This window comes from Corallococcus sp. RDP092CA (assembly GCF_041903675.1).
Taxonomy (GTDB): domain Bacteria; phylum Myxococcota; class Myxococcia; order Myxococcales; family Myxococcaceae; genus Corallococcus.
On sequence record NZ_JAYESI010000007.1, the window covers coordinates 44,731 to 69,602 of the forward strand.

Genomic DNA, 24,872 nt, shown 5'->3' on the forward strand with positions numbered 1-24,872 from the left:
CTTTCGTCAGGGGGTGTCTCGGGGGCGATCCAGCTCCTCGAGGATGAGGGGGAACACGTCCTGCGCCGCGCGCTTGCCCATGAACACGTCCAGGTGGCCGTAGCCCGGCAGGACGTGCAGCGCGTGCCGGCCCGGGTGGAAGTGCTCCAGGTGCTCGAAGCTGCGGCGCTGGCTCCGGGCGAGGAAGCAGCGGTTCTCCTCGCCCGCGAAGAAGACGAAGCGGGCGTCCGTCTGGGGCTCGCGTACGCCCAGGTCCTCCGGCAGCGCGCGAAAGCCCTCCACCGGCACCAGGTGACCGGCGCGCACGCACGCGTCCATCTGGCGGAAGAAGCTGAAGGGCACCGGGCCGAACTCGTGCTGGAGCCAGTCGTGCGTCTGGGCGTTGAGGTTCTCGTGGCGCCAGAGCACCGGGAAGCCCGTGCCATAGGTGAAGCTCGTCCAGCGGCAGACCAGGTTCTCGCACTCGTGATGCGTCGCCTCCACCACGCGCGTCAGCAGCCGCGCCGTGCGCGTGGGGCCGCCGTAGGCCCACTGCGGATCCAGGAAGGGCGTCAGGCGCGAGACCAGCGGCGCGGCATGGTGCAGCTTCAGCTTCGCGGCCGCGGGCACCACGGGGTGCAGCGACACCGCGTTGGTGAGGATGAGGTCCACGTCGGGCAGCAGCCCCGCCACCGCGGCCATGGTGAAGCTGGTGGAGCCCTGGCAGTGGACAAGGGCCTTGACCTTGTCCGCGCCCGTCTTCTCCCGCACGGTGCGGATGGCGGGCGGGTGGTCCAGGACGGCGGCCTGGTCCAACGTCCACTCGGCCGGCTCCACGTCCATGCTGGCGCGCCAGTTCTCCAGCCACACGTCGTAGCCGTCTTCCATCAGCGCATCCACCACGGTCTGGCGCACCGGGGCGCGGAAGATGTTCCCGCGCACGCCGGCCCCGTGCACCAGCACCACCGGCCCCTTGTCAGCCTCCTCGACGCCGCGCAGGTGCACCAGGTGCAGCGCCCGGCCGTCCCCCGCGAGGAAGGGCACGGTCTCCTCGGTGTAGCGCGGCGCATGGATGGTTTCCGCGGACATGACGGCGTCCCCCACGCGACAAACGTTGGGCGGTGCCGAGGGGGCGACAACCGCCACGCAATCCCACCCGGGGCACCGCTCGTCCCGGCCGACAGGGCCCACGGGCAACGGCGCGGCGCCCCCCTGTCACTCCGCTCACGTCCGCCCTCGGGGTGCTATGCGTGGGGCATGGACGCGGACACGGGCTGGAGGGACTACGAGGGCGGCGCGACGCTCGGGGGCATGGGCGGCCAGGGCGGCACCATCGTGCGGGACGAGGGCCTCCGCGACCTCCTGCGGCTGACCTACGAAGCGGATGACTCGCGCTCCTTCCACGTCGTCACCTGCGGCGTCTCCGGCTGGCTGTCGCATCCACGCTTCTTCGACAACGCGGCGGACGCGCTCCACGCCTTCGAGTCCATGAAGCCCGCGCTGGAGGAGCTGGGCGCCGCACTCCCCGGGGGTGGACCGAGGTCCCCGGCGGACGGACGGGCAGCGGGTCCGCTGCTCGCCGCCTTCCGCGTGCGCTTTTCCTGAGTCGCGGCCCTTCCGCGCAAGGATTGCTTAAGGTTCTCCCGAGATAACCCGGTTCGCCGTCCGGTCAGCCCCGGACGGCCCCGCGGGTGGCACCCCCGCCACCCCTGGCTCCCGAGCTCCCGGAGGAACCCCGGATGAAGAGCGAAACCCCTCAGGACCTCTCCCCCAGGTCATCACGCGCCGGAACGTCCTGCGCGGCATTGGCTTGTCCCTGGCCGCGGTTCCCGTGGCGAAGCTGCTCGTCGCCTGCGGTGGCGACGACGACACCCCGGGCGGCGACACCCAGACCGACGCGGGCACGGGCGCCGACTCCGGCGTGGTGGACCCGGGCTCCTGGGCCACGGGCGGCACCGCGGCGATGACGGCCGCCGCCACGTATCCGGATCCGTTCGCCTCCGGCCTGGGCACCGTGTGCAACCTCACCTGCGAGGCCACGCTGGGCCCCTGCTACGCGACCACGGTGGACCGCAAGGACATCAGCGAGGGGCATGACGGCCTGCCGGTGCGCCTGGCCTTCCTCGTCGTGGACGAGACCTGCACGCCCATCCAGGGCGCCACGGTGGACATCTGGCACGCGGGGCCGGAGGGCCTGTACTCCGGCGAGGACGCGAGCGACTTCTGCACGTCCGGAGACGCGACGGCGCGCGCGGCGCGGTGGTTCCGCGGCGTGCAGACCACGGACGCCAACGGGCGCGTGGACTTCGACACGTGCTTCCCCGGCTGGTACAGCAGCCGCACCATCCACATCCACTTCACGGTGCGGGTGAACGGCCAGGAGTTCGTCACGTCGCAGCTGTTCTTCGACGACGCGACGAACGACGACATCGTCAACAACCAGCCGCTCTACAACACGCGCGGCGCGCGCGACACGACCAACCAGAACGACACGGTGGTCTCCGGGGACGCGGTGGGTGAGTACCTCTTCGCCACGCAGCGGATGGCGGACGGCGCGATGCTGGCGTCCAAGACGCTGGTCGTCCGCTCCTCGCTGAGCACCGCGAACTGCGCCATGCCGGGCGGCAGCGGCGGTGGCGGTGGCCCGGGCGGTCCCCCGCCGGGCGGCGACGGTGGCATGGGGCCCCCGCCGGGTTGGGATGGCGGCATGGGGCCGCCGCCGGGCTTCGACGGCGGCATGCCCTGAACTAGGGTGAGCCGGGCCACCCCGGGCAGCGTCCGGGGTGGAGTGCCCGAAGGGAGGCATGGCGCATGGGCGACCGCATCCTGCTGGTGGAGGATGACGACCAGCTCGGATCCCAGATCGTCGGGCACCTGCGCGGCGCGGGCTTCGAGCCCGTGTGGTGGCGCGAGGGCCGCCTGCTCGTGTCCGGCGAGCTGCCGGACGTGAGCCTCGTGGTGCTGGACCTGATGCTGCCGGGCACCTATGGCCTGGACATGCTCAAGGCGCTGAGGACCTTCTCGGAGGTCCCGGTGCTCATCCTGAGCGCGCGCAACGACACGCTGGACAAGGTCCGCGCGCTGAAGCTGGGCGCGGACGACTACATGACCAAGCCCTTCTGGCCGGAGGAGCTGGTGGAGCGCGTCCGCGCGCGCCTGCGCCGCCCCACCCTCCAGAAGGAGCAGGTGGTGGTGGAGGTGGGGCCGCTGCGCATCGACCTCCAGGCGCACACGGTGCAGGTGCAGGGGCGGCCGGTGGAGCTCACGCGGGTGGAGTTCGAGTTGCTCGCGGCGCTGGCGCGCAGGCCGCAGGAGGCCGTGACGCGGCAGTGGCTGGTGGAGCACGTGTTGGATCCGGAGCGTGAGGGCACGGAGCGCACGCTGGACGTCCACGTGTCGCGGCTGCGGCGCAAGCTGGGCCCGGTGAAGTGCGTGGAGACGGTGTGGGGCGTGGGCTACCGGCTGGTGCCCGGGGAGGATGCGTGAAGCTGCGGCTGCGGCTGGCGCTCACGGCGGTGGCGGTGACGGTGCCCGCGGTGTTCGCGCTGGTGCAGGTGGAGCACTCGGTGCGCCGCCGGACGACGGACGAGGTCATCATCGAGTCCACGCTGTCGCAGATGCAGTCCGGCGGCCGCGAGCGGTGCGAGGCCGCGCCCGACACCTGGATGGTCCGCCCCCGCTCGCAGCGTCCGCCCTGGGAGCGCGAGGGCCTGCCTGACGGCCACGGCGGTCCGCCCTCGGGCACGGTCGGCCCGAACGAGCCACCGGGCAACGGCCCTGGCGCTGGAGGCCCGAGGCCTGGGGACGAGGGCCCTCCTCCCCGGCCGGGAGCCCGGGGCCCCTCGGGCCGGCGCCTGCCGCCCGTCAGCCTCTATCCCTTCGACGGGCGGTTCGTTTCGAGGAACCCGCAGGCCCCCGAGGTGGACGAGGCGCTGCGCAAGGGCGCGCAGGACGACGGCGTGGGCGTGCGCCGCTACTCGAAGGCGGACGGCGCGCTGGTGCAGGACCTGCTGCTGCGCATGCCCTGGGATGGAGGGCCGTGCGAGTACGTGCTCGTGCGCCGGGTGGAGCCCGCGGAGTCGCCGGAGGTGGGGCTGCCGCCGCTGTACGTCTGGGGCGTGCCCACGCTGATCCTCCTGTCCGCGATGGTGGTGGCCCTGGGGCCCGTGGTGCAGCGCCTGCGCCGGCTGACAGAGGAGGTGCGCGCCTCGTCGGGCAGCGGCTACGAGCAGCCGGTGACCGTGAGCGGCAGCGACGAGATCGCGGAGCTGGCCAGGGCCTTCCAGCAGGCGCGAGCGGAGATCCAGGCGCAGATGGCGCACCAGCAGGCGCGCGAGCAGACGCTGCGGGACTTCCTGGCGAACACGACGCACGACGTGATGACGCCGCTCACGGTGTTGCAGGGGCACCTGGCCGCGATGCAGCAGCGGATGCGCGCGGGCGAGCCGCTGGAGTCAGGCCTGATGCTGTCCGCGATGAGCGAGGCGCACTACATGGCCTCGCTGGTGCACAACCTGGGAGCGGCGGCGAGGTTGGAGGCCGGAGCGCCACAGGTGCAGCACGCGCCGGTGGACCTGAACGCGTTGGTGTCGCGGGTGCTGGGCCGGCACCAGCCCATCGCGAGGCCCCAGCGCATCTCCCTGGAGAGCGGCGTGCCGGCGACGCAGACCTGGGTGATGGGCGACGAGACGCTGCTGGAGCAGGCGGTGAGCAACGTGGTGCTCAACGGCATCCGCTACGGGCGCGAGGACGGCCACGTGGCGGTGGTGCTGGAGACGACGCGCCAGCAGACCTTCCAGCTGAGGGTCATCGACGACGGCCCCGGCATCTCCGAGGAGGAGCGCTCGAGGATCCTGGAGCGCCGCTTCCGAGGCAACGCGGCGAGGACACGGGAGCCGCAAGGCCAGGGCCTGGGCCTGCACATCGTGCACAACGTGGTGGAGCTGCACGGCTGGGAGATGACCCTGGCCCCCTCGGAGTACGGGGGCCTGGAGGTCGCCTTCAGCGGCCCCCTGATGTCTCCGCCGGGGTGACACGCGGCGGACTCCGCCTTGAGCCCCACCGTGTCCGCCCCACGTCGGGGCGGACACAGTCCAGCTCCCCTCCTCTCGCCGAGCCACGAGCTGGACGCGACCCGGCTCCCCTCCCCTGAACAGGCCCCTACCGCGTCGCGGCCCGACGCGCCGGCGTCCTCGCCTTGGGGGACCGGTGCGCCCGCGCCTTCATCGCCGGCATGCGCCGCGCCTTGTGCGCTCGCGCCTTCACCGGGCCCCGGCGCGCATAGCCCGCGGGCCGCATCGCCTTCTTCGCCGTCACCGCCTTCTTTCGGGGAGCCGTCGCGCGGGCCATCGGCCGCAGGGCCTTCTTCGCCGCGGGGCGCTTGCGCATCACGGGCCTCGCCTTGCGCGCCGGGGTCCGCTCCATCCTGCGCAGCTGCGACTCGAAGCGCGACAGCGCCGCGCGGAACAGCGCGGCCTTGCGCCGCGTGTCCATGCGCCCGCCCACCACGCGGCTCCCCATGGGGACGCGCATGGCTTCACGGCGCAGCCGGTGCGTCAGCTTCTCGTACTGGACCACCAGACCGCGCGCGCGCCGCACCATCCCCATCAGCTCGCGCCGGGACAGCTCCATCAGGTTGCGCGGCGCACTGGCCAGCACCAGCCGCATCTCCCGCGCGTTCATCAACGCCGTCCCCGTCTCCCGCCTCTTGCGCATGTCCGCCCCCTCCCTCGGGTTCGCCAAACAGTCGCAAGGTGTGGGGCCGCTCCCTGCGGCGGCAAGGAGGACGCGGGCGCGGCCTGCCCCACCGCCCGTCCCCGCGGAACAGGACCGCTGTCCAGCACTCAGCCTGAGGCGCTCTCCCTGCGCGCCTCCAGCCGCGCCGCCAGCTTCTCCAACGCCAGCCGCGCGCGCGTCTTCACCGTGCCCAGCGGCTGGCCCGTCTCCCGGGCAATCTCGCTCTGGGACAGCCCGTCGAAGTACGCGAGCAGCACCACCTCGCGCTGCTCCGGCGGCAGCGCCTCCATCGCCGCGCGCACCCGCGCCTCGTCCTGCGCCGCGGTCGCCGAGGCGTCCGGGGCCGGCGGCGTCGCGCTCACGGGCGGCGGCTGCTGGGCCACCCCCTCCACCATCCGCGACACCGTGCCCAGCGACCGCCGTCGGTCAAGGGCCCGCGTCCGCGCGATGGTCGCCACCCACGCCTCCAGCCCGCCCCGCTCCGGGTCGAACTCGCGCGCGCGGCGCCAGACCTCCAGGAAGGCCTCCTGCAGCACCTCCTCCGCATCCGCCCGCGCGGGCAACAGCCGCGCCGCGATGGCGAACGCCCGCGCGGAACAGCGCGCGTAGACGTCGCGCATGGCCGCCGCGCGGCCCAGCGCCACCTGCCTCAGCAGGTCGCGGTCGGCCGACAGGTCACTCGCTTGCTGAGCAGCGGAGTCGTTGGGCGCCATGTTCGTCCCGGATACCGCAACCGGAGGGGCGGATCCCAGCTTCAACTACCGGAGCCCGTCCACCCAGCCCCGCAGGGTGGGCGGCCGCTCCCTCCGTTCCTAACGTTGACAGGCCAACGCGCCCAGGCGGTCGTCACCTTCAATCAACACCACCGGCACATTGCCGCCTGGAGCCACTGACTCGGAATCCTATAAGGGCCGCCAGCCGATATGACCGAACGACTCGGAAGCGTGTTCATCGAGAACGTCCAGCCGGAGCTGGACGCGGGCCGCTACGCCATCAAGCGCGTCGCCGGGGAGAGCCTCACCGTCCGGGCGGATATCTTCAAGGAAGGTCACGACGTCCTCGTGGCCGTCGTCCGCTGGCGGCAGGTCACCCCCGCCGCCCAGAAGACGGAGTGGGCGGAGGCCCCCCTTGCCTTCAAGAACAACGACGCGTGGGAGGGCGCCTTCCCGCTCGCCCGCAACGGCCGCTACGAATACACGATTGAAGCCTGGCCAGATCTCTTCCGCACCTGGGCCCACGAGCTGAAGCGCAAGGTGGACGCCGGCCGCGACGTGAAGAGCGAGCTGCTGGAGGGCGCCGCGCTGCTGGAGGGCGCCGCCGCGCGCGCGCGGGGCAGGTCCGCGGAGGACCACCGGCTGCTCGCCGAGGCCGGGGCCCGCCTGCGCACGCCGCCCACGCCGGACCACCTCCTGGTCGCGCTGTCCCCCGAGCTGGCGGACGCCGCGTCACGGCATCCGGACCGCACGCTGGCTCGCGCGTACGACCAGGTGCTGGAGGTGTTCGTGGACCGGGAGAAGGCGCGCAACGCCGCCTGGTACGAGTTCTTCCCGCGCTCCGCCAGACGCGACGGCAAGACGCACGGCACCTTCAAGGACGCGCAGGCCTGGCTGCCGTACATCCAGAAGCTCGGCTTCGACACGGTCTACCTCCCGCCCATCCACCCCATCGGCCGCACCGCGCGCAAGGGCAGGAACAACAGCCTGCGCGCGGAGCCCGGCGACGTGGGCAGCCCGTGGGCCATCGGCGCCGCCGAGGGCGGCCACAAGGCCGTGCACCCGGAGCTGGGCACGTTGCAGGACTTCCGCGCGTTCGTGGACGCGGCGAAGGCGCACGGCATCGAGGTGGCGCTGGATCTGGCCTTCCAGTGCTCGCCGGATCACCCCTACGTGAAGGAGCATCCGGAGTGGTTCCAGCACCGCCCGGACGGCACCATCAAGACGGCGGAGAACCCGCCCAAGCGCTACGAGGACATCGTCAACTTCGACTGGATGGGCCCCGCGCGGGACTCGCTCTGGAAGGAGCTCAAGTCCGTCGTCCTGCACTGGGTGGACCAGGGCGTGCGGACCTTCCGCGTGGACAACCCGCACACCAAGCCCATCCAGTTCTGGCACTGGCTCATCCGCGAGGTGCAGGACCAGCACCCGGACGTCCTCTTCCTGTCGGAGGCCTTCACGCGCCCGAAGGTGATGAAGGCCCTGGGCAAGGTGGGCTTCACCCAGTCGTACACGTACTTCACGTGGCGCCTCTTCAAGCAGGAGCTGCGGGAGTACCTGGAGGAGCTCACCACCCCGCCCGTGGCGGACTACTTCCGCGGCAACCTGTGGCCCAACACGCCGGACATCCTCCCGGAGAACCTCCAGAACGCGGGCCCCGGCGCCTTCCGCCTGCGCGCGGCGCTGGCCGCCACCCTGTCCTCCGTGTGGGGCATGTACTCGGGCTTCGAGCTGTGCGAGGGCCGGCCCATCCCGGGCAAGGAGGAGTACCTGGACTCGGAGAAGTACCAGCTGGTGGCCTGGGACTGGGACCGGCCGGGCAACATCTCCGAGTGGATCTCGAAGCTCAACGCCGTCCGCAAGGCGCACCCCGCGCTCCAGCAGTACCAGGGCCTGCGCTTCTTCGAGTCCGACAACGACCGCGTCCTCTTCTACGGCAAGCGCTCGCCGGACGGCCTCAGCACGGTGCTGGTGGCGGTGAGCCTGGATCCGTACGCGCCGCAGGAGGCGCTGCTCCGCGTGCCCATGGCGTGGCTGGGCGTCAACGCGGAGGAGACCTACCAGGTGCATGAGCTGCTGGCCGACCAGCGCTCGCTGTGGCAGGGCCCGGACGTGCAGGTGCGCCTGACGCCCGAACAGCCCGCGGCGCTCTGGGCCGTGTACCGCTACCGTCGCACCGAACACGCTTTCGACTACTTCGAGTGACTCCCTCCGAGAGGCGTATGGACCTGGATCCGCTTTGGTACAAAAAAGCGCTCATCTACGAGCTGCACATCCGCGCATTCCATGACTCCAACGGGGACGGCCACGGGGACATCCCCGGCCTGATCGAGAAGCTGCCGTACCTCCAGGGCCTGGGCGTGGACTGCCTGTGGCTGCTGCCGCACTACCCCTCCCCGCTGCGCGACGACGGCTACGACATCGCGGACTACTACGGCATCCACCCGGACTACGGCACGCTCGCGGACTTCCAGCGCCTGGTGGAAGAGGCGCACAAGCGCGGGCTGCGCATCCTCATCGAGCTGGTGGTCAACCACACCAGCGACCAGCACCCCTGGTTCCAGGAGGCCCGGCGCGACCCCAAGAGCCCCAAGCGCAACTGGTACGTCTGGAGCGACACGGACGACTCCTACAAGGGCGCGCGCATCATCTTCACCGACACGGAGCGCTCCAACTGGACGTGGGACCCGGTGGCCAAGCAGTACTTCTGGCACCGCTTCTTCAGCCACCAGCCGGACCTGAACTACGACAACCCCGAGGTGCAGGAGGCCATGCTGGACGTCATGCGCTTCTGGCTCAACATGGGCGTGGACGGGTTCCGCTGCGACGCCGTGCCCTACCTCTTCGAGCGCGAGGGCACCAACTGCGAGAACCTCCCGGAGACGCACGCGTTCCTGAAGCGCCTGCGCAAGACCATCGACTCCGAGTACCAGGGCAAGGTGCTGCTCGCGGAGGCCAACCAGTGGCCCGCCGACGTGCGCGTGTACTTCGGCGAGGGCGACGAGTTCCACATGGGCTTCCACTTCCCGGTGATGCCCCGCCTCTTCATGGCGGTGCGCCGCGAGGACCGCACGCCCATCGTGGAGATCATGCAGCAGACGCCGGACATCCCGGCCAACTGCCAGTGGGCCATCTTCCTGCGCAACCACGATGAGCTGACGCTGGAGATGGTGACGGACGAGGACCGGGACTACATGTACCGGGAGTACGCCACCGACCCGCGCATGCGCATCAACCTGGGCATCCGCCGCCGGCTGGCGCCGCTGATGGACAACGGCCGGCGCCGCATCGAGCTGATGCACAGCCTGCTGTTCACCCTGCCCGGCACGCCGGTCCTCTACTACGGGGACGAGATCGGCATGGGCGACAACATCTACCTGGGCGACCGCAACGGCGTGCGCACGCCCATGCAGTGGACCGGCGACCGCAACGCGGGCTTCAGCCGCGCGGACTACGCGCGCCTCTTCGCGCCCGTCATCGCGGACCCCGTCTACGGCTACCAGTCCATCAACGTGGAGGCCCAGGAGCGGCAGAAGTCCAGCCTGCTGCAGTGGGTGAAGCGGATGATCGGCATCCGCCAGCGCTACCCCGTCTTCGCCATGGGCACCCTGCGCTTCCTCACCACGGAGAACCGCAAGGTGATGGCCTTCGTGCGCGAGTGGGAGGGCCAGACGGTGCTCGTCGTATGCAACCTGTCGCGCTTCGCGCAGCCGGGCGTGCTGGACCTGCGCGAGTTCAGCGGCAGCACCCCCGTGGAGTTGATTGGAGAGACGCCGTTCCCCCGCATCAGCGACCTGCCCTATCAGCTGTCGATGGGGCCCTACATGTTCCTGTGGTTCCGGTTGGACAAGCCGCTGCAGGCGAAGGAGTGACCCCGCGTGACCCCCCTGGACCTGACCAAGCTGCCCGACTTCCTCAAGACCCAGCGCTGGTTCGCCGGCAAGGCCTGGCCCATCAAGAGCATCAGCGTGCTGGACCACGTGCCCATGAAGCTGGGCGCGTGCTCGTTCACCCTGGCCATCATCGAGGTCGTCTACGAGCTGGGAAACCCGGAGCGCTACCAGCTCCAGGTGCGGCAGACGCCGGACGGCGTCGTCAGCGCGCTGGAGGACGATGACTGCGTCCGCGCCGTCTTCAACCTCGCGCGCGAGGGACAGCAGGTGGCCTCGGGCTCTGGCCGCGTGGTGGGGGAATGGATCGCCTCCACGGACAGCGGCGTGGCGCTGCCGGATCCGCTCTCCGTGCGCCGGCTCAACGTGGAGCAGAGCAACACCTCGCTGGTGCTGGGCGAGCGGGTCATCGTCAAGGTCATCCGCAAGCTGGAGGCCGGCGTGAACCCCGAGTACGAGGTGGGCCGCTTCCTCGCCACGAAGACGGACTTCCGCGCGACGCCGCAGCTGCTGGGCGCGCTGAACCTGGAGGGCCCCGCGGGCGCGACGCTCGCGCTGGCGCACCGCTTCGTGCCGAACGCCGTCGACGGCTGGAAGTACGCGCTGGAGCGGCTGCGCCAGGAGAAGGCGCTGAGCGACGGCTTCCTCGCGGACATGCGCGAGCTGGGCGCGCGCCTGGGGGATTTGCACAAGGCCTTCGCCTCCGCGGGGCCGGACGACCTGGCGTTCTCCCCGGAGCCGCTGCTCCAGGAGGACCTCCAGCGCTGGAGCGCGTCCATCGTGGGCGAGCTGGGCGTGACGCTGGCGGACGCCGGGCGGCTGCACGCGGACCTGGAGGTCCGGCGGGACAGCCTCATCACGTACGCGAAGCGCCTGTCGCAGGTGGCGCCGTCCGGCCAGAAGATCCGCATCCACGGCGACCTGCACCTGGGCCAGGTGCTGCGCTCGGAGGGCCAGTGGCTGTTCTTCGACTTCGAGGGCGAGCCGTCCCGCTCGTTCACCGCGCGCCGGGAGAAGTACAGCGCGCTGCGCGACGTGGCGGGGATGCTCCGCTCCTTCGACTACGCGGAGGCCACCGTGGCGCTGGAGGGCGGCCAGCCGCGCGGGCGCGTGGGCCCCACCCGCGACGCGTTCCTGGAGGGCTACCGCCAGGCGACGCGCGGCGCGCCCTTCCTGCCCGACAGCGATGAATCCTTCGACGTGATGTTGCGCGCCTTCGAGCTGGAGAAGCTGTTGTACGAAGTGCGCTACGAACTCGCCAACCGGCCGGACTGGGTGCGCATCCCCGTCGAGGCCCTGTTGCGGATGGAGGATGCCCAGTGAGGAAGCCGGTGGACAGAGCACAGGTGGACGCGGAGCTGCAACGCGTGGTGGAGCTTCGCCATCCGGAGCCCCACTCGGTGCTGGGCGTCCACCCGGACGGCGACGCGGTGGTGGTGCGCGCCTACCGCCCGGAGGCCGTGGCCATCCACGTGCTGCCGGAGTTCGGAGGCAGGGTGCCCATGCAGCACCGCCTCGGCGGCGTCTTCGAGGCGCGCATCAACGGCCGCACGGAGCCCTTCAGCTACCTGCTGGAGGTGGAGTACCCGGGCAAGAAGGTCTTCACGCTGCGCGACCCGTACAGCTTCCTGCCCACCCTCGGGGAGCTGGACCTGTACTTCGCCGGCGAGGGCCGCCACGAGAAGCTCTGGGAGCGCATGGGCGCGCACCTCATCCACCACAACGGCGTGAACGGCACGTCCTTCGCCGTGTGGGCGCCCACCGCCCGGGGCGTGTCCGTGGTGGGGGACTTCAACGGCTGGGACGGACGCCTGCACGCCATGCGGCGCATGGGGTCCTCCGGCATCTGGGAGCTGTTCGTCCCGGAGGTCGGCGAGGGCACCCGCTACAAGTTCGAGATCCGCCCCGGCCACGGCGGAGGCCCGCTGCTCAAGGCGGACCCGTTCGCCTTCCGCACGGAGACGCCGCCCGCCACCGCGTCGGTGGTGCACGACCTGCGCCGCTACAACTGGGGCGACGACGCGTGGCTGGAGGCGCGCCACCAGCGCGGGGAGGCGGCCCAGCAGCCGTGGAGCGTCTACGAGGTGCACCTGGGCAGCTGGCGCCGCGTGGTGGAGGACGGCGACCGGCCCATGACGTACCGCGAGCTGGCGCCGGAGCTGTCCCGCTACGTGAAGGACCTGGGCTTCACGCACGTGGAGCTGCTGCCCGTGGCGGAGCACCCCTACGGCGGCTCCTGGGGCTACCAGGTGGGCGGCTACTACGCGCCCACGTCGCGCTTCGGCCACCCGGACGACTTCCGCTACCTGGTGGACTACCTGCACCAGGAGGGCGTGGGCGTCATCGTGGACTGGGTGCCGGGACACTTCCCGCGCGACAGCCACGCGCTGGGCCAGTTCGACGGCACCGCCCTCTACGAGCACGCGGACCCGCGCCAGGGCTCGCAGCCGGACTGGGGCACGCTCGTCTTCAACTTCGGCCGCAACGAGGTGCGCAACTTCCTCATCGCCAACGCGCTGTTCTGGCTGGAGGAGTACCACATCGACGGGCTGCGCGTGGACGCCGTGGCCTCCATGCTCTACCTGGACTACAGCCGCAAGCAGGGCGAGTGGATCCCCAACCGCTGGGGCGGCCGCGAGAACGAGGAGGCCATCCAGTTCCTGCGCGAGCTCAACGACACCATCCGCCGCAAGCACCCGGGCGTGGTGGTCATCGCGGAGGAGTCCACCGCGTGGCCCAAGGTGTCCCAGCCCGTCAGCGAGGGCGGCCTGGGCTTCCACTTCAAGTGGAACATGGGCTGGATGCACGACACGCTGTCGTACTTCTCCAAGGACGCCGTCTACCGGCAGTACCACCACAACCAGCTCACCTTCGGCCTGCTGTACGCGTTCAGCGAGAACTTCATGCTGCCGCTGAGCCACGACGAGGTGGTGCACGGCAAGGGCAGCCTCTTCGGCCGCATGCCGGGAGACGCGTGGCAGAAGCGCGCCAACCTGCGCGCGCTGTTCGGCTGGATGTGGGCCCACCCGGGCAAGAAGCTGCTCTTCATGGGCGGCGAGTTCGGCCAGCCGGCCGAGTGGAACCACGACAAGAGCCTGGACTGGCACCTGCTCCAGGATCCAGGCCACAAGGGCATCCAGCGGCTGGTGGGCGACCTGAACCGCATCTACCGGGACCTGCCCGCGCTCTACGACTGCGACAGCGAGCCCCGGGGCTTCCAGTGGCTCCAGCCGGACGCCTCTGCGGCGAACGTGCTGGCCTTCGTGCGCCGCTCGCACATGCCCGGCCGTCACGTGGTGTGCGTGGCCAACCTGTCACCGGTGCCGCGCGAGGATTATCGCGTGGGCTTCCCGCTCCACGGCCGTTATGTGGAGCTGCTCAACACCGACGCCGGGGAATACGGAGGCAGCGGCCTGGGCAACCGGGGCCAGGTGCAGACGGAGCCCACGGGCTGGGACGGACAGCCCGCCTCCGCGACGCTCACCCTGCCCCCGCTGTCGGTGGTGTGGTTCACGCCGGGGTAGCCCCCGGCCCCACCGGAAGGACGGACGCAATGGCGGCAGGAGCCGTGACGAAGCGGAAGCTGGGAACGACGGGCCTGGAGGTGTTCCCCCTGTGCCTGGGCGGGAACGTCTTTGGATGGACGGCGGACGAGGCCACCTCGTTCGCGGTGCTCGACGCCTTCGTGGAGGGCGGCGGCGACTTCGTGGACACCGCGGACGTGTATTCGCGGTGGATCCCCGGCCACGTGGGCGGTGAGTCGGAGGCGGTGCTGGGCAGGTGGATCGCCTCGCGAAAGGCGAAGGACCACCTGGTGGTGGCCACGAAGGTCGGCGCGGAGACGGCGCTGGGCAAGGGCCTGACGAAAGCGCACATCGAGAAGAGCGTGGACGCGTCCCTGCGCCGCCTGGGCGTGGAGCGCATCGACCTGTACTACGCGCACTACGACGACCCGAACACGCCCTTCGAGGAGACGCTGCGCGCCTTCGACGCGCTGGTGAAGGCGGGCAAGGTGAAGGCGCTGGGCCTGAGCAACCACACCGCGGAGCGCGCGCAGCAGGCGCTGGACACGCAGAAGCAGCTCGGGCTCGCGCGCTACCAGGTGCTCCAGCCGGAGTACAACCTGGTGGAGCGCCCGAAGTTCGAGGGCCCGCTCCAGCAGGTAGCGGAGCAGGAGCACCTGGCGGTCGCGCCCTACTTCGGGCTGGCCGCGGGCTTCCTCACCGGCAAGTACCAGGAGGGCCTGCCCGCCCCGGCGTCACCGCGCGCGGGCAACGTGCTCAAGAAGTACGGCAACGCGAAGGGCTGGGGCGTCGTCGCCGCGCTGAAGAAGGTGGCGGAGCGCCGGGGGGCCACGCCCTCTCAGGTGGCGCTCGCGTGGCTCGCCACGCGGCCCACGGTGGTGGCGCCCATCGCCAGCGCCACGTCCGTGGCGCAGGTGAAGGAGCTGCTCGGGGCCTTCTCCCTGGAGCTGGACGCGGACGACCTGCGCGAGCTGGACCGCGCGTCCGCCGCGTAGCCCGCGCCCGCCTGGCTCAGGCCTCATCCGCGACGAGCACGGTCTTCAGCCGTGCCAGCACGGGCGCTGGCACGTCGATGAAGGACAGGCCGACCTCGAAGCGGGCCACGGCGTCCTTGGGTAACTTGATGACCCAGACGATGCGCGCGGTACATTCCAGCGAGCCGCCGTCCGGGAGGAACAGCTCCAGGTCCAGGCGCGAGCCCACGTCCTGGGGCTCGTCGGAGTAGATGCGCGCGCCGCCGAGGCTGACATCGAGCACCTGCTTCTTGTCGCCCACCTTCATTCGCGCGGGGCGCGAGTAGAGGGGCGCGTGGATGCGCGGGAAGGCGCGGCGATCAATGGGAGAGGTCATCTGGAGCGTCACGTTCCGTCATCCTAGCGTGACTGTCACGAAACGACATATCGCCCTCCCGGCCGAGGAGGTGACCCATGGGGTCGGCTCACCTCCTCCTCGTGGGGTCTGGGACACCTACCCCGCGGTGTCGCCCAGGCCGTGGAGCTCCGGCGCGTCCCGAGCCAGCTCGTCGCAGATGAGCGCCTGGATGCGGAAGGCCAGCCGCGCCTCCTGGACCAGCTCCTGGGCCTCGCCTTCCGTCAGCGACACCTCGTCCAGGCGGGCGGCCAGGCGCGCCTGGAAGGAGCGCAGCTCCGCGGCGGACACCGCGTTGTAGAAGGCCGTGCCGCGGCCGTTCTCCAGCTCGAACGCGCGCGCGACGAGCTCCGAGCGCTGGGGCGCGGTGTAGAGGTCCTGCACACAGCGCGCGTAGGCATGGGCGATGAGCAGGTGGGGGGCCTCCACCGCCACCTCGCGGATGCGCTCGGCGTGCAGCCGCGTCTCCGCGCAGGCGAAGGGCCTGGTGCGCGTGTCGCCGCAGAACCAGTCCAGGTCCGCGAGCAGCGCGGCGGCCCGCCGCAGCTCCGGCAGCCGCAGCACGCGCGTGACGGGGCCGTCCTTCAGCGTCGGCAGCACGGACTCCAGCGCCTCGTAGACGGTGTGCAGCTGGCGCAGGTGGTTCACGTAGTAGCGCGCCCGCACGAACTGGCCGTAGACGCCGCCGTTCCACGAGCCGTGGAAGAGCGCCGCCAGGAAGGTGGACTGCTCCGCCTGGCGCCGCGCCATCCCCGTCCCCTCCTCCAGCCGCAGTGACAGCCGCTGCGTGGACGGAAGACTCGCGGGGGCCGTGGGCGCGGTGGGCAGGCGCCGGTCCCTCGCGGAGCGCTCGAAGCCACCCCAGCGGATCGTCCCCCGGATGCTCACTGCTTCCACCCGCCGGCAGGCGCCGCGTGGGCGACGGTGGGGGCCGGCTCCTGCACCTCGGCCTCGTGCGTGGGCGCGTGCGGCATCTCCAACTGGTGGATGGCCTCCACCAGGGTGTGGCCCAGCGCGCGCAGCACGTCCTCCTCCAGGCGGAGCGTCACCGGCCCCACGGCCAGGTGGATGTGCCCACAGCTGCACCGCGTGACCTCCGCGCACGGGCCTCGCGCCAGCACCGCCCTGCAGCATCCCTGACCGAGCATCGCGTCCTCCAGTTGATTTTGATTATCGAAATCAAATTCATGAGGCCACAACGCCCTTCTGCCGTCAAGCCCGGTCCATGCGGTTCTGATCCGGAAGCCGCTGGCCAACACTCCAAAGACAGACACAAACACCAGAAAAAAGACAGACAACTCAATTAATTTCATGAATATGTGTTTCATTGATTTCATGTTTCATATGTTGGCGCGGGCCTGCGCTTTTGTTCATGTAGGCACGACAGTTCACCTCCCGCGAAAACTGGCTGAAGGTTTGTTCAGGCTGCATTCAGGCGCGGCCCGGGCACTGAAAAACTGGCTGAAGGTCTGTTCAGTTGCGCTCGGTGGGTTCCGGTCCGGACATCCCCGAAAGGCAGGGTGAAATCCGGTCGCCTTCCGTCGCGGACTCCGGTTAGGAAAAACGGACCATGCGGCGACACCTCGTGCTGACGACGTTCCTGGGGCTGGCGAGCCTGCAGCCCGGCTGCAAGTCCAACACCCCCTCCCCCACGATCCACGACGCGGGCATCGCCGACGCGGGCAGCCAGCAGCCGACGGCCTGGCGCCTCCAAGCAGCCCAGGTCCAGGTTCCCGAGGGCATGAGGAGCGAGCCGTTCGACGTCCCGCGCTCCCTGAACATCCCAGCAGGCATGTCCGCGTCGGTCTGGGCGCGGGTGCCGGGCGCGCGGTTCATCGCCTTCTCGCCCGAGGGCACCCTGCTCGTCTCCGTGCCCGGGCAGAACAAGGTGATGCAGGTCCGCCCGCGCGCTGGCCAGGAGCCGGAGGTGACGCAGTGGGCGGGCGGCCTGGGCCGTCCCCACGACATCGTCTTCCACGAGCGCGACGGGCAGCTGTGGGTCTTCCTGTCGGAGAAGGACCGCGTCACGCGCTCGCGCTGGACGCCCGGCGAGACGACGCGCGGCGAGGTGGAGACGGTCGTCTCCGGGCTGCCGGACGCGTCCCTGCCGGAGCTGCACGGCGCCTACGGCCACGAGCTCAAGAACCTGGCCGTGGACTCACAGCACCGCGTGTACGTGGCCATCGCGTCCACGTGCAACGTGTGCCTGAGCGACACCACCAGCGACCCGCTGCGCGGCGCCATCTACCGGTGGGACTGGAGCGGCGGCTCGCGCGAGCTGTTCGCCCGGGGCCTGCGCAACGCCGAGGGGCTCGCGTGGGAGCCGGGCACGGACACGCTGTGGGTGGCCGTCAACAACCGCGACAACACGCCCTACCCGTTCGACGACGGCACCGGGAAGTACGGCAAGGTGATTCCCGAGTACGTGGACAACCACCCGCCCGAGGCCCTCACCTCCGTGCGCGAGGGTGGCCACTATGGCTGGCCGTTCTGCAACTCCAACCCGGACTCCCCCAGCGGCCTGAAGCACATGCCCCTGGACCGCGACTACGACATGAACCGCGACGGCTCACGAGCGGACTGCGCGGCGTTGGACAAGACGGACCAGGGCATCCAGGCGCACTCGGCGCCCCTGGGCCTGACGTTCTTCGACAACGGGGAGCTGAACCCGGCCTGGAAGCGCGGCGCGCTCGTCGCCTACCACGGATCATGGAACCGCACGGAGCGGACCGGCTACAAGGTCGCCGTCTTCCCGTGGGACCTGGCCACGCACCAGCCCACGGGCGAGGTGGACGCCGTCACCGGCTTCATCAACCCGGACCAGAGCGTGTGGGGCCGGCCGGTGGACGTGGCCCTGGCCCCGGGCGGCGGCTTCATCGTCAGCGACGACCACGCGGGAGCGCTCTACCGCATCGCGCCCGCCGCGCAGCCCTGAGCAGCGAGCGCGTCAGCGCGCCTCGCCGCGCGCCAGCTTCTCCACGTACTCCGCGGGCAGCCCGGCGCTCCTCGCGCCGCGCACCAGCGCCTCCACGAAGCGAGGGCTCACCGGCCCGTCCGACGACGCGCGGCGCGGGTTGGTCACGAACGCGGTGGCCTCCACCTCCTGGCCGGCCACGCGCACGCGCACCGTGCGCTCCACGCACATATGGGTGACGAAGCCCTCCTTGTGCTGGACGATGGGCCAGTCCCTGCCGGGGATCTCGAAGAGCCGGCCGTACACCCGCGCGCCCGGCGCGTCCGTCAGGCCCGCCACCCGGCCGCCCCACCAACGCGAGGGGAAGTCGTAGACGAGGTCCACGTCCAGCGCCTCGGCGAGCTGGCCCTCCGGCAGCTCGAAGAAGCCGTAGCTGTGCTGCTGCTTCCACTCGTCGAAGGCGGCCCGGTCCAGGATGGTCGAGTACGCGAAGTAGCGCCGGGGCGTGCTCGCGTCCGCCTGCTCGCGCGCCTTCATCACCTGGTCGTAGTGCGAATCCATTTGCGTGGGTCCTCGTCGTGCCTACCGCTCGCCCTTGCGTGAGAGGGCGCCGTCGCGGAACGCGCCCAGCACCCCTCCCACGTCCAGGCGGGACGTCTTGATGAACAGCCGCAGCGCGCGCTCCACGTGGTCGGCCAGGACGGCCATGCGCTCCAGCCGCCGCAGCTTCTCCGACTGCACGCCACCGGCGCCCTCCGCCAGCCGGCGCGCCTCGGACAGGTCCGCGCGGATGCGGGTGACGAAGGCCGCCTCGCGCTCCTCCACCACGTGCGTCACCATCCGCACCAGGTCCGTCTCCGCCGCGTAGCGCCACACCGTGTCCTGCGGCACGCGCACCCGCTGGATGACGCCCCAGTGCTCCAGGTCGCGCAGCAGCATGGACACGCCGCCCTTGGACAGGTCCAGCTCGCGCTCGATCTCACCGGCGGTCAGCGGCTCGCCGCGCAGGTAGAGCAGCCCCCACACGCGGCCCTGGTTGCGCTTGAAGCCCCAGAACTCGATGACGTTGCCCACCGCCTCCACGGCGATGGCTTCCCACGGCGCCAGCCGTCCATGCTCCGGCGGCGCGAGTGTCTTCTGGCTCCCGGGATCCCCCCCCGTCCACAGGTAGCCCTTCACGCAGCGCGTCCCTTCACCTGCTCCGCGATGCCCTCCGACAGCCGGTGCGCCCAGCTCATCAGCTCCGCGCCCGCGGCGTCGCTGGCGAAGGGCCCCAGCTTGTCGAGCGCCGCCTCGATCTCGGCGTTCATCCGCTCCATGGACGCCTCCACCGCGCCGGTGGCCTCGATGGCGGCGCCAATCTCCCGGGTGCGCTCCGGGGTGACGACGGAGAACGCCCACGCGTCCTTGAGCTTGCGGCGCAGGGACTCGTCCCGGGACACCGCCAGCAGGATGGGCATGGACGGCGTGCGCGAGTGCACGTCCGCGTACCGCGGCTTGCCCACGTCCGTGCCCAGGATGTCGCGGATGTCGTCGGCGATCTGGAACGCCACGCCCAGGTGCCGGCCGAACGCGTCGAAGCGCGCCACGGCCTCCGGCTGGTCCGCCAGCGTCGCCGCCGCCTTGCCGCACCAGCCGAACAGCGAGCCCGTCTTGCCCTCGGCGATGTAGCGCAGCCGGGTGAGCGGCAGGTTCAGGTCGCCTCGCGCCTCCACCTCCGCGATGGCCGCGCGCGTCATCTCCGTGACGATGGCCAGGCCGCTCTGCACCAGGCGGGCGTCCAGCAGGGACAGCCGCGACAGCGCCGTGGACAGGATGAGGTCACCGCTCATCACGGCCACGATGTTGCCCCAGCGCGCGTTCACCGTCGGGCGGCCCCGGCGGAACATGCCCGCGTCCACCACGTCGTCGTGCAGCAGGCTGGCCGAGTGGATCATCTCCGACGCCACGCCCACATCCACCAGCCGCTCGGCCGGCACGCCCACCACGGCGCCGAACAGGCGGACGAGCATGGGGCGGGCCCGCTTGCCCCCGGCGCCCAGGCACAGGTGGCGCGCCGCGTCCATCAACGTATCGCCCTTCACGTCCGGCCCGACGTCGCCATCCGCGAGCAAGTCGGTCAGACGCTGCTCCACCTGCCCCAGAAACTCCGTCAGCTCGTGAGCAACATCCATGTGCACGGTCTCCCTCGGCGCGTTCATATAGTTCAAGACCGCGTGAACTGCACAAGATTCCCTCCTGCCCTCCAGGCGGACAGCGGGCACGAACGGACAGTACGCGGAATGAGACGAATCAGGCCGGTTGGTGCCCGGCCGTGCGCCGGGAGGTGCTTGGGGGTCCGATTGAGAGGGAATGCGCGGCCATGGGAAACGAAGGCCGGTGTCCGCCGCCCTCCGCCGTCGCCTCGTCCAGAGCTTCGCGTCCCTCGCCACGGGCATCCCTCTCTTCCGCCCTGGCGCCTCGCTGCCCGGCGCGTCCGCGCCGCTGTTGGGCGCCCCGCCGCCTCCGGACGGCTCCCGGGGCCCGCCGCCGCACCGGCGCCTCCGCGCGTCCCTGCGGGTGTCCGTGGTGGAGGGGATGTTCGCGGAGGTGTTCACCGCGTGCGCGGGCCCCACGGTGCTCACCGCCTGGGCCATCGCGCTGAAGCTGGGGCCCTTCCTGGTGGGCGTGATGACGGCGCTGCCGTTCTGCGCGCAGTTCGTGCAGTTCCCCGCGGCGTGGCTCACGCTCTGCTTCGGCCACCGGCGGGTGGCGCTGACGGCGGTCTGCCTGTCCCGGCTCGCCCTGCTGCCCATGGCGCTGCTGCCGTGGCTGGGCCTGTCCCTGGAGGGTCAGCAGCGCATGCTGCTCGCCGTGGCGGGGGCGTCCGCGGCGCTGGCCGTGGTGGGCAACAACGCGTGGGTGGCGTGGATGGGGGAGCTCGTCCCCGGCGCCGTGCGCGGGCGCTTCTTCGGCAAGCGCACCGCGCTCACCACGCTGATGGGCACCGCCGCGTCGCTCGCGGCGGGCCTGCTGATGGACCGGCTGAAGGGGCTGGACGGGGTGGGACTGGCGCTGCCCATGCTGGCGCTCGCCGCGTGCGTCATGGGCGTCGTCACCACGCTGATGATGGCCGCGCAGCATGACCCCATGCCCCCGGGCGCCGCGCCCAGGCTGGAGCTCAAGGCGGCGCTCCTGCCCTGGCGGGACGACGGCGCCCGGCGGGTGCTCCTGTACCAGGTGGCGTGGAACGCGGCGGTGGGCGTGTCCGCGCCCTTCTTCGCGCTGCACAGCCTCCAGAACCTCAAGATGACCTTCGTCATCATGGCCCTGCACGCGGCGGCGGTGGCGGGCGTGCGCGTCCTGACGGCGCCCCTGTGGGGCCGCGCCATCGACCGGCTGGGCGCGCAGCCCGTGCTGATGCTCTGCTCGCTGGGCATCAGCACCATCCCCATGCTGTGGCTGTGGCCCACGGCGGGGACGCTCTGGCCGCTCCTGTTCGACGTGCTGCTGGCGGGCGCGCTGTGGAGCGGCCACGGCCTGGCCATCTTCGCGCTGCCGCTCACGGTGGCGCCGCGCCAGGGGCGGCCCTTCTACCTGGCGGCGTTCGCCACCGCGGGCGGGCTGGCCTACGCCGCGGCGGCGGCCCTGGGCGGCGCGCTGGCGGCGCGAGTGCCCCAGCAGTTCATGCTGGGCGGCCACCTCTGGGTGAACCTGCACGTCCTCTTCGTCGTGTCGTCGGTGGCCCGGCTGGGGGCCGCCTTCCTCGCGGCCCGGGTCAACGAACCCGGCGCCGCCACCACGCGCACCGTGGCCCAGGTGGTGGAGCGGTTCCTGCCCCGCCCCCGCCCGGCTACAGCCGGTAGTCGCGCACCATCGCCGCCACGCGCTCCGACAGGAGCTTGAGCGACACGGCGGACTCGCTGGTGGTGGAGATGCGCTTCACCGTGTCGCCCATCACCGTGTTGAGCTCGTTCACGGCGGTGAAGATCTGCTCGATGCCGGTGGCCTGCTGGTTCACCGTCTGGGAGATCTGACGGGCGGACACCACGCTGTCCCGCACGATGGCGGACAGCTGGCGCAGCGTGTCCCCGGACGTGCGCACCTGGGCCAGGCCCGCCTCCATGCGCTGCGTGCCCGCGGCCGTGATCTCCACCGTGGCGAAGATGGCGGTGCTGATGTCCGCCAGGATGCTGCGCACCTGGTTCGTCGCGCGGATGGACTGGTCCGCCAGGCCGCGGATCTCCCGCGCCACCACCGCGAAGCCCTTGCCGTGCTCCCCGGAGCGCGCCGCCTCGATGGCCGCGTTCACCGCCAGCAGGTGGGACTGGTCCGCCAGGTCCTTCACCGTCTCCGTGATGCCGGAGATCTGCTCGGTGCGCTCGCCCAGGGCCATGATGCGCTCGGCGATCTGCTCCACCTGCGCGCGCAGCGCCACCATGCCCTCGATGCTCTCGGTGATGGCGACCTCGCCCGTCTTGCCCAGCACCTCCGCGCGCTCCGCCACGTCGATGACCGTCTCCGCCGCGCGCGACGCCACCACCGACGTCTGGCGGATCTCCTGCGCCGTCACCTGCGTCTCCTGGAGCGCGGCCGCGTGGCGCGAGACCATCTCGTTCTGGCGGCCCGCGGAGTCGTTCAGGTGGTCCACGGACCCGCGCAGCAGGTCCGACGACTCCTGCAGTTGCTGGAGCAGGTCCTTCACCTTGGACACCATCATGGAGAAGGCCTTCGCCAGCTGCCCCACCTCGTCCGTGCCCTCCACGCGCACCGACTCGCGCAGGTCGCCGTGCTCCGCGATCCGCTGGGCCACCTCCGTCAGCTGCACCAGCGGCGCCGCCACCCGGCGCGCCAGCACCACGCCCACCACCACGAACACCGCGAGCGCCAGCAGCATCACCACGCTCACCCCGGTGGTGATGGCCTCGACCTGCGCGCGCGCCGCCGTGCGGTTGAAGCCCACGTGCACGGTGCCCGCCCCGTTCGCGAGGCGCGCGCTCACGTCCAGCAGGTCCGCGTCCCGCACGTAGAACGTCGCCTCACCCTGCGCGCGGCTCAGCCGATCCCTCAGCTCCCGCATCGCGGCGGCGTACTCGCCCGCCACCGCGCGCAGCTGCCCGGTCCCGTCGAAGACGGCCACGTAGGCCACCTGGTGGTGGCGCACCGCCTGCTCCAGCACCGCCTGGAGCGCCTCCGTCTGGCCGCCCGGCATCGCCGCGGGCAGCGTGGCCGCCAGCGCCGCGGGCAGCGCGCCCCCCACGTCCCGGCCCTGCGCCTCGAAGGCGGAGCTGACCCGGGGGATGAGGTAGCCGAAGAAGAGGACGACGAAGAACAGCGCCACCAAGAGCGGCGCGAGCGTGAGCTTCTGGGAAAGAGAGAGTCGCATCCGGGAGCGGCGCCAAATCCAGAGGAAGTCTGGGAAACGAAGCCCCCCTGGACCATCCAGCGAGGTGCCGCATTGTGGACATTCCAGAGGAGCCAGCGCAATGGCTCAGCGCGTCCCAGCGATTGAAAGTCAGACACCGCGCCCTGGGTAGGCACGACCCCGGGGCGCGGCCGTCATCCCGGCGTCAGCCGGCCTTGCGGTTGGAGGGCGCGCTCTCGTCCCACTTCTCCATCAGGGTGTTGGACGGGAGCGTCTCGTCCAGCAGCTTGCGCGCGGCCTCGGCGCCGGTGACGGGCAGGCCCTTGCGGTCGAGGAGGCCCAGCTGCACGAGCACGGACGCCTGATCCCAGTAGATGTGCTCGTGGTAGAGCTTGTCGCCGCGGAAGTTCACCACCGCCACGAAGGCCGCCTCCACGTACTTCCCGGTGGGCGGGATGCCCGGGAGCATCCAGTCCATCTCGATGTCGTGGGTGAAGCTGAAGATGAACTCGTCCACCACGCGGTCGGCGCCCACGGTGCGCGACAGCAGGGTCATCTTCGTGTCCTTGGGGTTCGCGTGGACGAAGTGGTTCGCGTAGAAGCGGTGCAGGTACTCCGCGCCCACGCCCCCGGTCATCACCGGCACGCTGTTGACATACGGATGCGACACCATGGTCTTCATGGTCGCGTCCGCGTCGCGCACGGCGAACTCCAGCTCCGTGTGCTTGTCCCACAGCATGGCCAGGTCGTAGCGCGGCCCCATCACCCGCTTGAGCAGCGCGATGGTGCGCGTGTGCGCCGTCATCTGCGAGGGCCGGTGCCAGGCCGGCGAGCCCTCGCGGAAGAAGCCGTGGCGCACGCCCTGGTACACGTACAGCTCCACGTCCGCGTTGACGTGCTGCTTCACGCGCGCCACCGCGGACGGGGGCACGAAGCCGTCCCACTCCGCGTAGTGGAGCACCATGGGGGCCGCGCTCTCCCCGGCCTGCGCGAGCACGTCCTCCATGCCCGGCGCGCAGTAGGTCACCGCGCAGTCCACGTGCGCGTGCGCCGCCAGCTGCGCGGCCAGCGTGCCGCCCAGCCCGTAGCCCAGCGCGCCCACCTGCTTCTTGTCCCTGAGCCCCACCACCTCAGGGAGCGCGCGCATCCACGCGACCACCGGTTTCAGGTCCACCTCCTCCGGATCTCCCCTCGAAGCGAGGTCCGGCACCACGACCACGTAGCCCTCTTCACTGAAGCGCTCCGCCATCAGCTTCAGGTGGGCGTTTCCCTCGAACGCCTCCACCATCAGCAGCAGCAGGCCCGGACCCGTCCCGGAGGCGGGGCGTCGCACCCACGCACGCAGCGGGTCGCTTCCATCCACGGGAATCCACGTCGAGTTGTCGTTCATTTGTCGCGCACCCT

General features: G+C 71.2%; 22 protein-coding genes. 11 read left to right on the top strand and 11 right to left on the bottom strand.

Features of this window, described 5'->3' with window-relative positions:
• Positions 1–6: 6 nt before the first annotated feature.
• Positions 7–1,068 carry an alpha/beta fold hydrolase gene (locus U8525_RS10415; protein WP_374264314.1) on the bottom strand — a complete coding sequence of 354 codons (1,062 nt, stop codon included), beginning with the start codon at positions 1,066–1,068 and terminating at the stop codon, positions 7–9.
• A 168-nt stretch (positions 1,069–1,236) separates the two neighbouring features.
• Here U8525_RS10415 and U8525_RS10420 point away from each other — a divergent pair, with 168 nt between their 5' ends.
• The 4 genes from U8525_RS10420 (at position 1,237) to U8525_RS10435 (ending at position 5,012) form a co-directional block, all read left to right on the top strand.
• Positions 1,237–1,584, top strand: a complete 348-nt coding sequence (locus U8525_RS10420) for a hypothetical protein (protein WP_374264316.1) — start codon at positions 1,237–1,239, stop codon at positions 1,582–1,584.
• A 226-nt stretch (positions 1,585–1,810) separates the two neighbouring features.
• A complete protein-coding gene (locus tag U8525_RS10425; RefSeq protein ID WP_374264318.1) occupies positions 1,811–2,725 on the top strand; it encodes a protocatechuate 3,4-dioxygenase in 915 nt (304 codons plus the stop codon).
• Between the two features lie 65 nt (positions 2,726–2,790).
• Positions 2,791–3,465, top strand: a complete 675-nt coding sequence (locus U8525_RS10430; RefSeq protein WP_374264320.1) for a response regulator transcription factor — start codon at positions 2,791–2,793, stop codon at positions 3,463–3,465.
• Positions 3,462–5,012 (top strand): sensor histidine kinase, encoded by a 1,551-nt coding sequence (locus U8525_RS10435; RefSeq protein WP_374264322.1) that lies wholly within the window; start codon positions 3,462–3,464, stop codon positions 5,010–5,012. Before U8525_RS10430 ends, U8525_RS10435 begins: the two co-directional genes overlap by 4 nt.
• 127 nt (positions 5,013–5,139) lie before the next feature.
• Here the strand turns inward: U8525_RS10435 and U8525_RS10440 are convergent, their stop codons facing one another.
• Positions 5,140–5,694: a hypothetical protein gene (locus U8525_RS10440; RefSeq protein ID WP_374264324.1), complete on the bottom strand. Its 555-nt coding sequence runs from the start codon at positions 5,692–5,694 to the stop codon at positions 5,140–5,142.
• A gap of 128 nt (positions 5,695–5,822) precedes the next feature.
• Entirely contained in the window at positions 5,823–6,428 is a 606-nt protein-coding gene (locus U8525_RS10445; RefSeq protein WP_374264326.1) for a sigma-70 family RNA polymerase sigma factor, read from the bottom strand.
• Positions 6,429–6,638: 210 nt separating this feature from the next.
• On the opposite strand from U8525_RS10445, the gene U8525_RS10450 reads away from it, so the two are divergent.
• From U8525_RS10450 to U8525_RS10470, 5 genes are read left to right on the top strand one after another with little or no spacing between them, the layout of a single operon-like run.
• Positions 6,639–8,633 (top strand): alpha-1,4-glucan--maltose-1-phosphate maltosyltransferase, encoded by a 1,995-nt coding sequence (locus tag U8525_RS10450; RefSeq protein ID WP_374264328.1) that lies wholly within the window; start codon positions 6,639–6,641, stop codon positions 8,631–8,633.
• A 17-nt stretch (positions 8,634–8,650) separates the two neighbouring features.
• Complete coding sequence (treS, locus tag U8525_RS10455) at positions 8,651–10,300, top strand: maltose alpha-D-glucosyltransferase (RefSeq protein ID WP_374264330.1); 1,650 nt, start codon at positions 8,651–8,653, stop codon at positions 10,298–10,300.
• A 6-nt stretch (positions 10,301–10,306) separates the two neighbouring features.
• Entirely contained in the window at positions 10,307–11,641 is a 1,335-nt protein-coding gene (locus tag U8525_RS10460; protein ID WP_374264332.1) for a phosphotransferase, read from the top strand.
• Entirely contained in the window at positions 11,638–13,842 is a 2,205-nt protein-coding gene (gene glgB / locus U8525_RS10465) for a 1,4-alpha-glucan branching protein GlgB (RefSeq protein ID WP_374264334.1), read from the top strand. Before U8525_RS10460 ends, glgB begins: the two co-directional genes overlap by 4 nt.
• Before the next feature lie 44 nt (positions 13,843–13,886).
• Entirely contained in the window at positions 13,887–14,837 is a 951-nt protein-coding gene (locus U8525_RS10470; protein WP_374264336.1) for an aldo/keto reductase, read from the top strand.
• A 16-nt stretch (positions 14,838–14,853) separates the two neighbouring features.
• Here the strand turns inward: U8525_RS10470 and U8525_RS10475 are convergent, their stop codons facing one another.
• The 3 genes from U8525_RS10475 to U8525_RS10485 all read right to left on the bottom strand — a co-directional run bounded on the left by U8525_RS10475 (position 14,854) and on the right by U8525_RS10485 (position 16,358).
• Positions 14,854–15,204, bottom strand: coding sequence for a PilZ domain-containing protein (locus tag U8525_RS10475; protein WP_374264338.1), 351 nt, complete (start codon positions 15,202–15,204; stop codon positions 14,854–14,856).
• A 105-nt stretch (positions 15,205–15,309) separates the two neighbouring features.
• On the bottom strand, positions 15,310–16,098 hold the full coding sequence (locus U8525_RS10480) for a heme oxygenase (biliverdin-producing) (RefSeq protein ID WP_374264340.1): 789 nt from the start codon (positions 16,096–16,098) through the stop codon (positions 15,310–15,312).
• Positions 16,095–16,358 (bottom strand): hypothetical protein, encoded by a 264-nt coding sequence (locus U8525_RS10485; protein WP_374264342.1) that lies wholly within the window; start codon positions 16,356–16,358, stop codon positions 16,095–16,097. Before U8525_RS10485 ends, U8525_RS10480 begins: the two co-directional genes overlap by 4 nt.
• Before the next feature lie 422 nt (positions 16,359–16,780).
• Here U8525_RS10485 and U8525_RS10490 point away from each other — a divergent pair, with 422 nt between their 5' ends.
• Positions 16,781–18,145: a sorbosone dehydrogenase family protein gene (locus U8525_RS10490; protein WP_374264344.1), complete on the top strand. Its 1,365-nt coding sequence runs from the start codon at positions 16,781–16,783 to the stop codon at positions 18,143–18,145.
• A gap of 12 nt (positions 18,146–18,157) precedes the next feature.
• Here the strand turns inward: U8525_RS10490 and U8525_RS10495 are convergent, their stop codons facing one another.
• Genes U8525_RS10495 through U8525_RS10505 form a run of 3 tightly spaced genes read right to left on the bottom strand, consistent with a single transcriptional unit; the run spans position 18,158 to position 20,298 of the window.
• On the bottom strand, positions 18,158–18,685 hold the full coding sequence (locus U8525_RS10495) for a gamma-glutamylcyclotransferase (protein WP_374264346.1): 528 nt from the start codon (positions 18,683–18,685) through the stop codon (positions 18,158–18,160).
• 21 nt (positions 18,686–18,706) lie between these two features.
• Positions 18,707–19,303: a GbsR/MarR family transcriptional regulator gene (locus U8525_RS10500; RefSeq protein WP_374264348.1), complete on the bottom strand. Its 597-nt coding sequence runs from the start codon at positions 19,301–19,303 to the stop codon at positions 18,707–18,709.
• Positions 19,300–20,298 (bottom strand): polyprenyl synthetase family protein, encoded by a 999-nt coding sequence (locus U8525_RS10505; RefSeq protein WP_374264350.1) that lies wholly within the window; start codon positions 20,296–20,298, stop codon positions 19,300–19,302. The genes U8525_RS10500 and U8525_RS10505 overlap by 4 nt, the downstream gene beginning before the upstream one ends.
• Before the next feature lie 178 nt (positions 20,299–20,476).
• Between U8525_RS10505 and U8525_RS10510 the strand changes: the two genes are divergently transcribed.
• A complete protein-coding gene (locus U8525_RS10510) occupies positions 20,477–22,009 on the top strand; it encodes an MFS transporter (RefSeq protein ID WP_374264352.1) in 1,533 nt (510 codons plus the stop codon).
• On the opposite strand, the gene U8525_RS10515 is transcribed toward U8525_RS10510, so the two are convergent.
• Together U8525_RS10515 and U8525_RS10520 are read right to left on the bottom strand one after the other, a co-directional pair.
• On the bottom strand, positions 21,957–23,489 hold the full coding sequence (locus U8525_RS10515; protein WP_374264354.1) for a methyl-accepting chemotaxis protein: 1,533 nt from the start codon (positions 23,487–23,489) through the stop codon (positions 21,957–21,959). The genes U8525_RS10510 and U8525_RS10515 overlap by 53 nt on opposite strands.
• Before the next feature lie 184 nt (positions 23,490–23,673).
• A complete protein-coding gene (locus U8525_RS10520) occupies positions 23,674–24,858 on the bottom strand; it encodes an alpha/beta fold hydrolase (RefSeq protein ID WP_374264356.1) in 1,185 nt (394 codons plus the stop codon).
• Between the last annotated feature and the right edge of the window lie 14 nt (positions 24,859–24,872).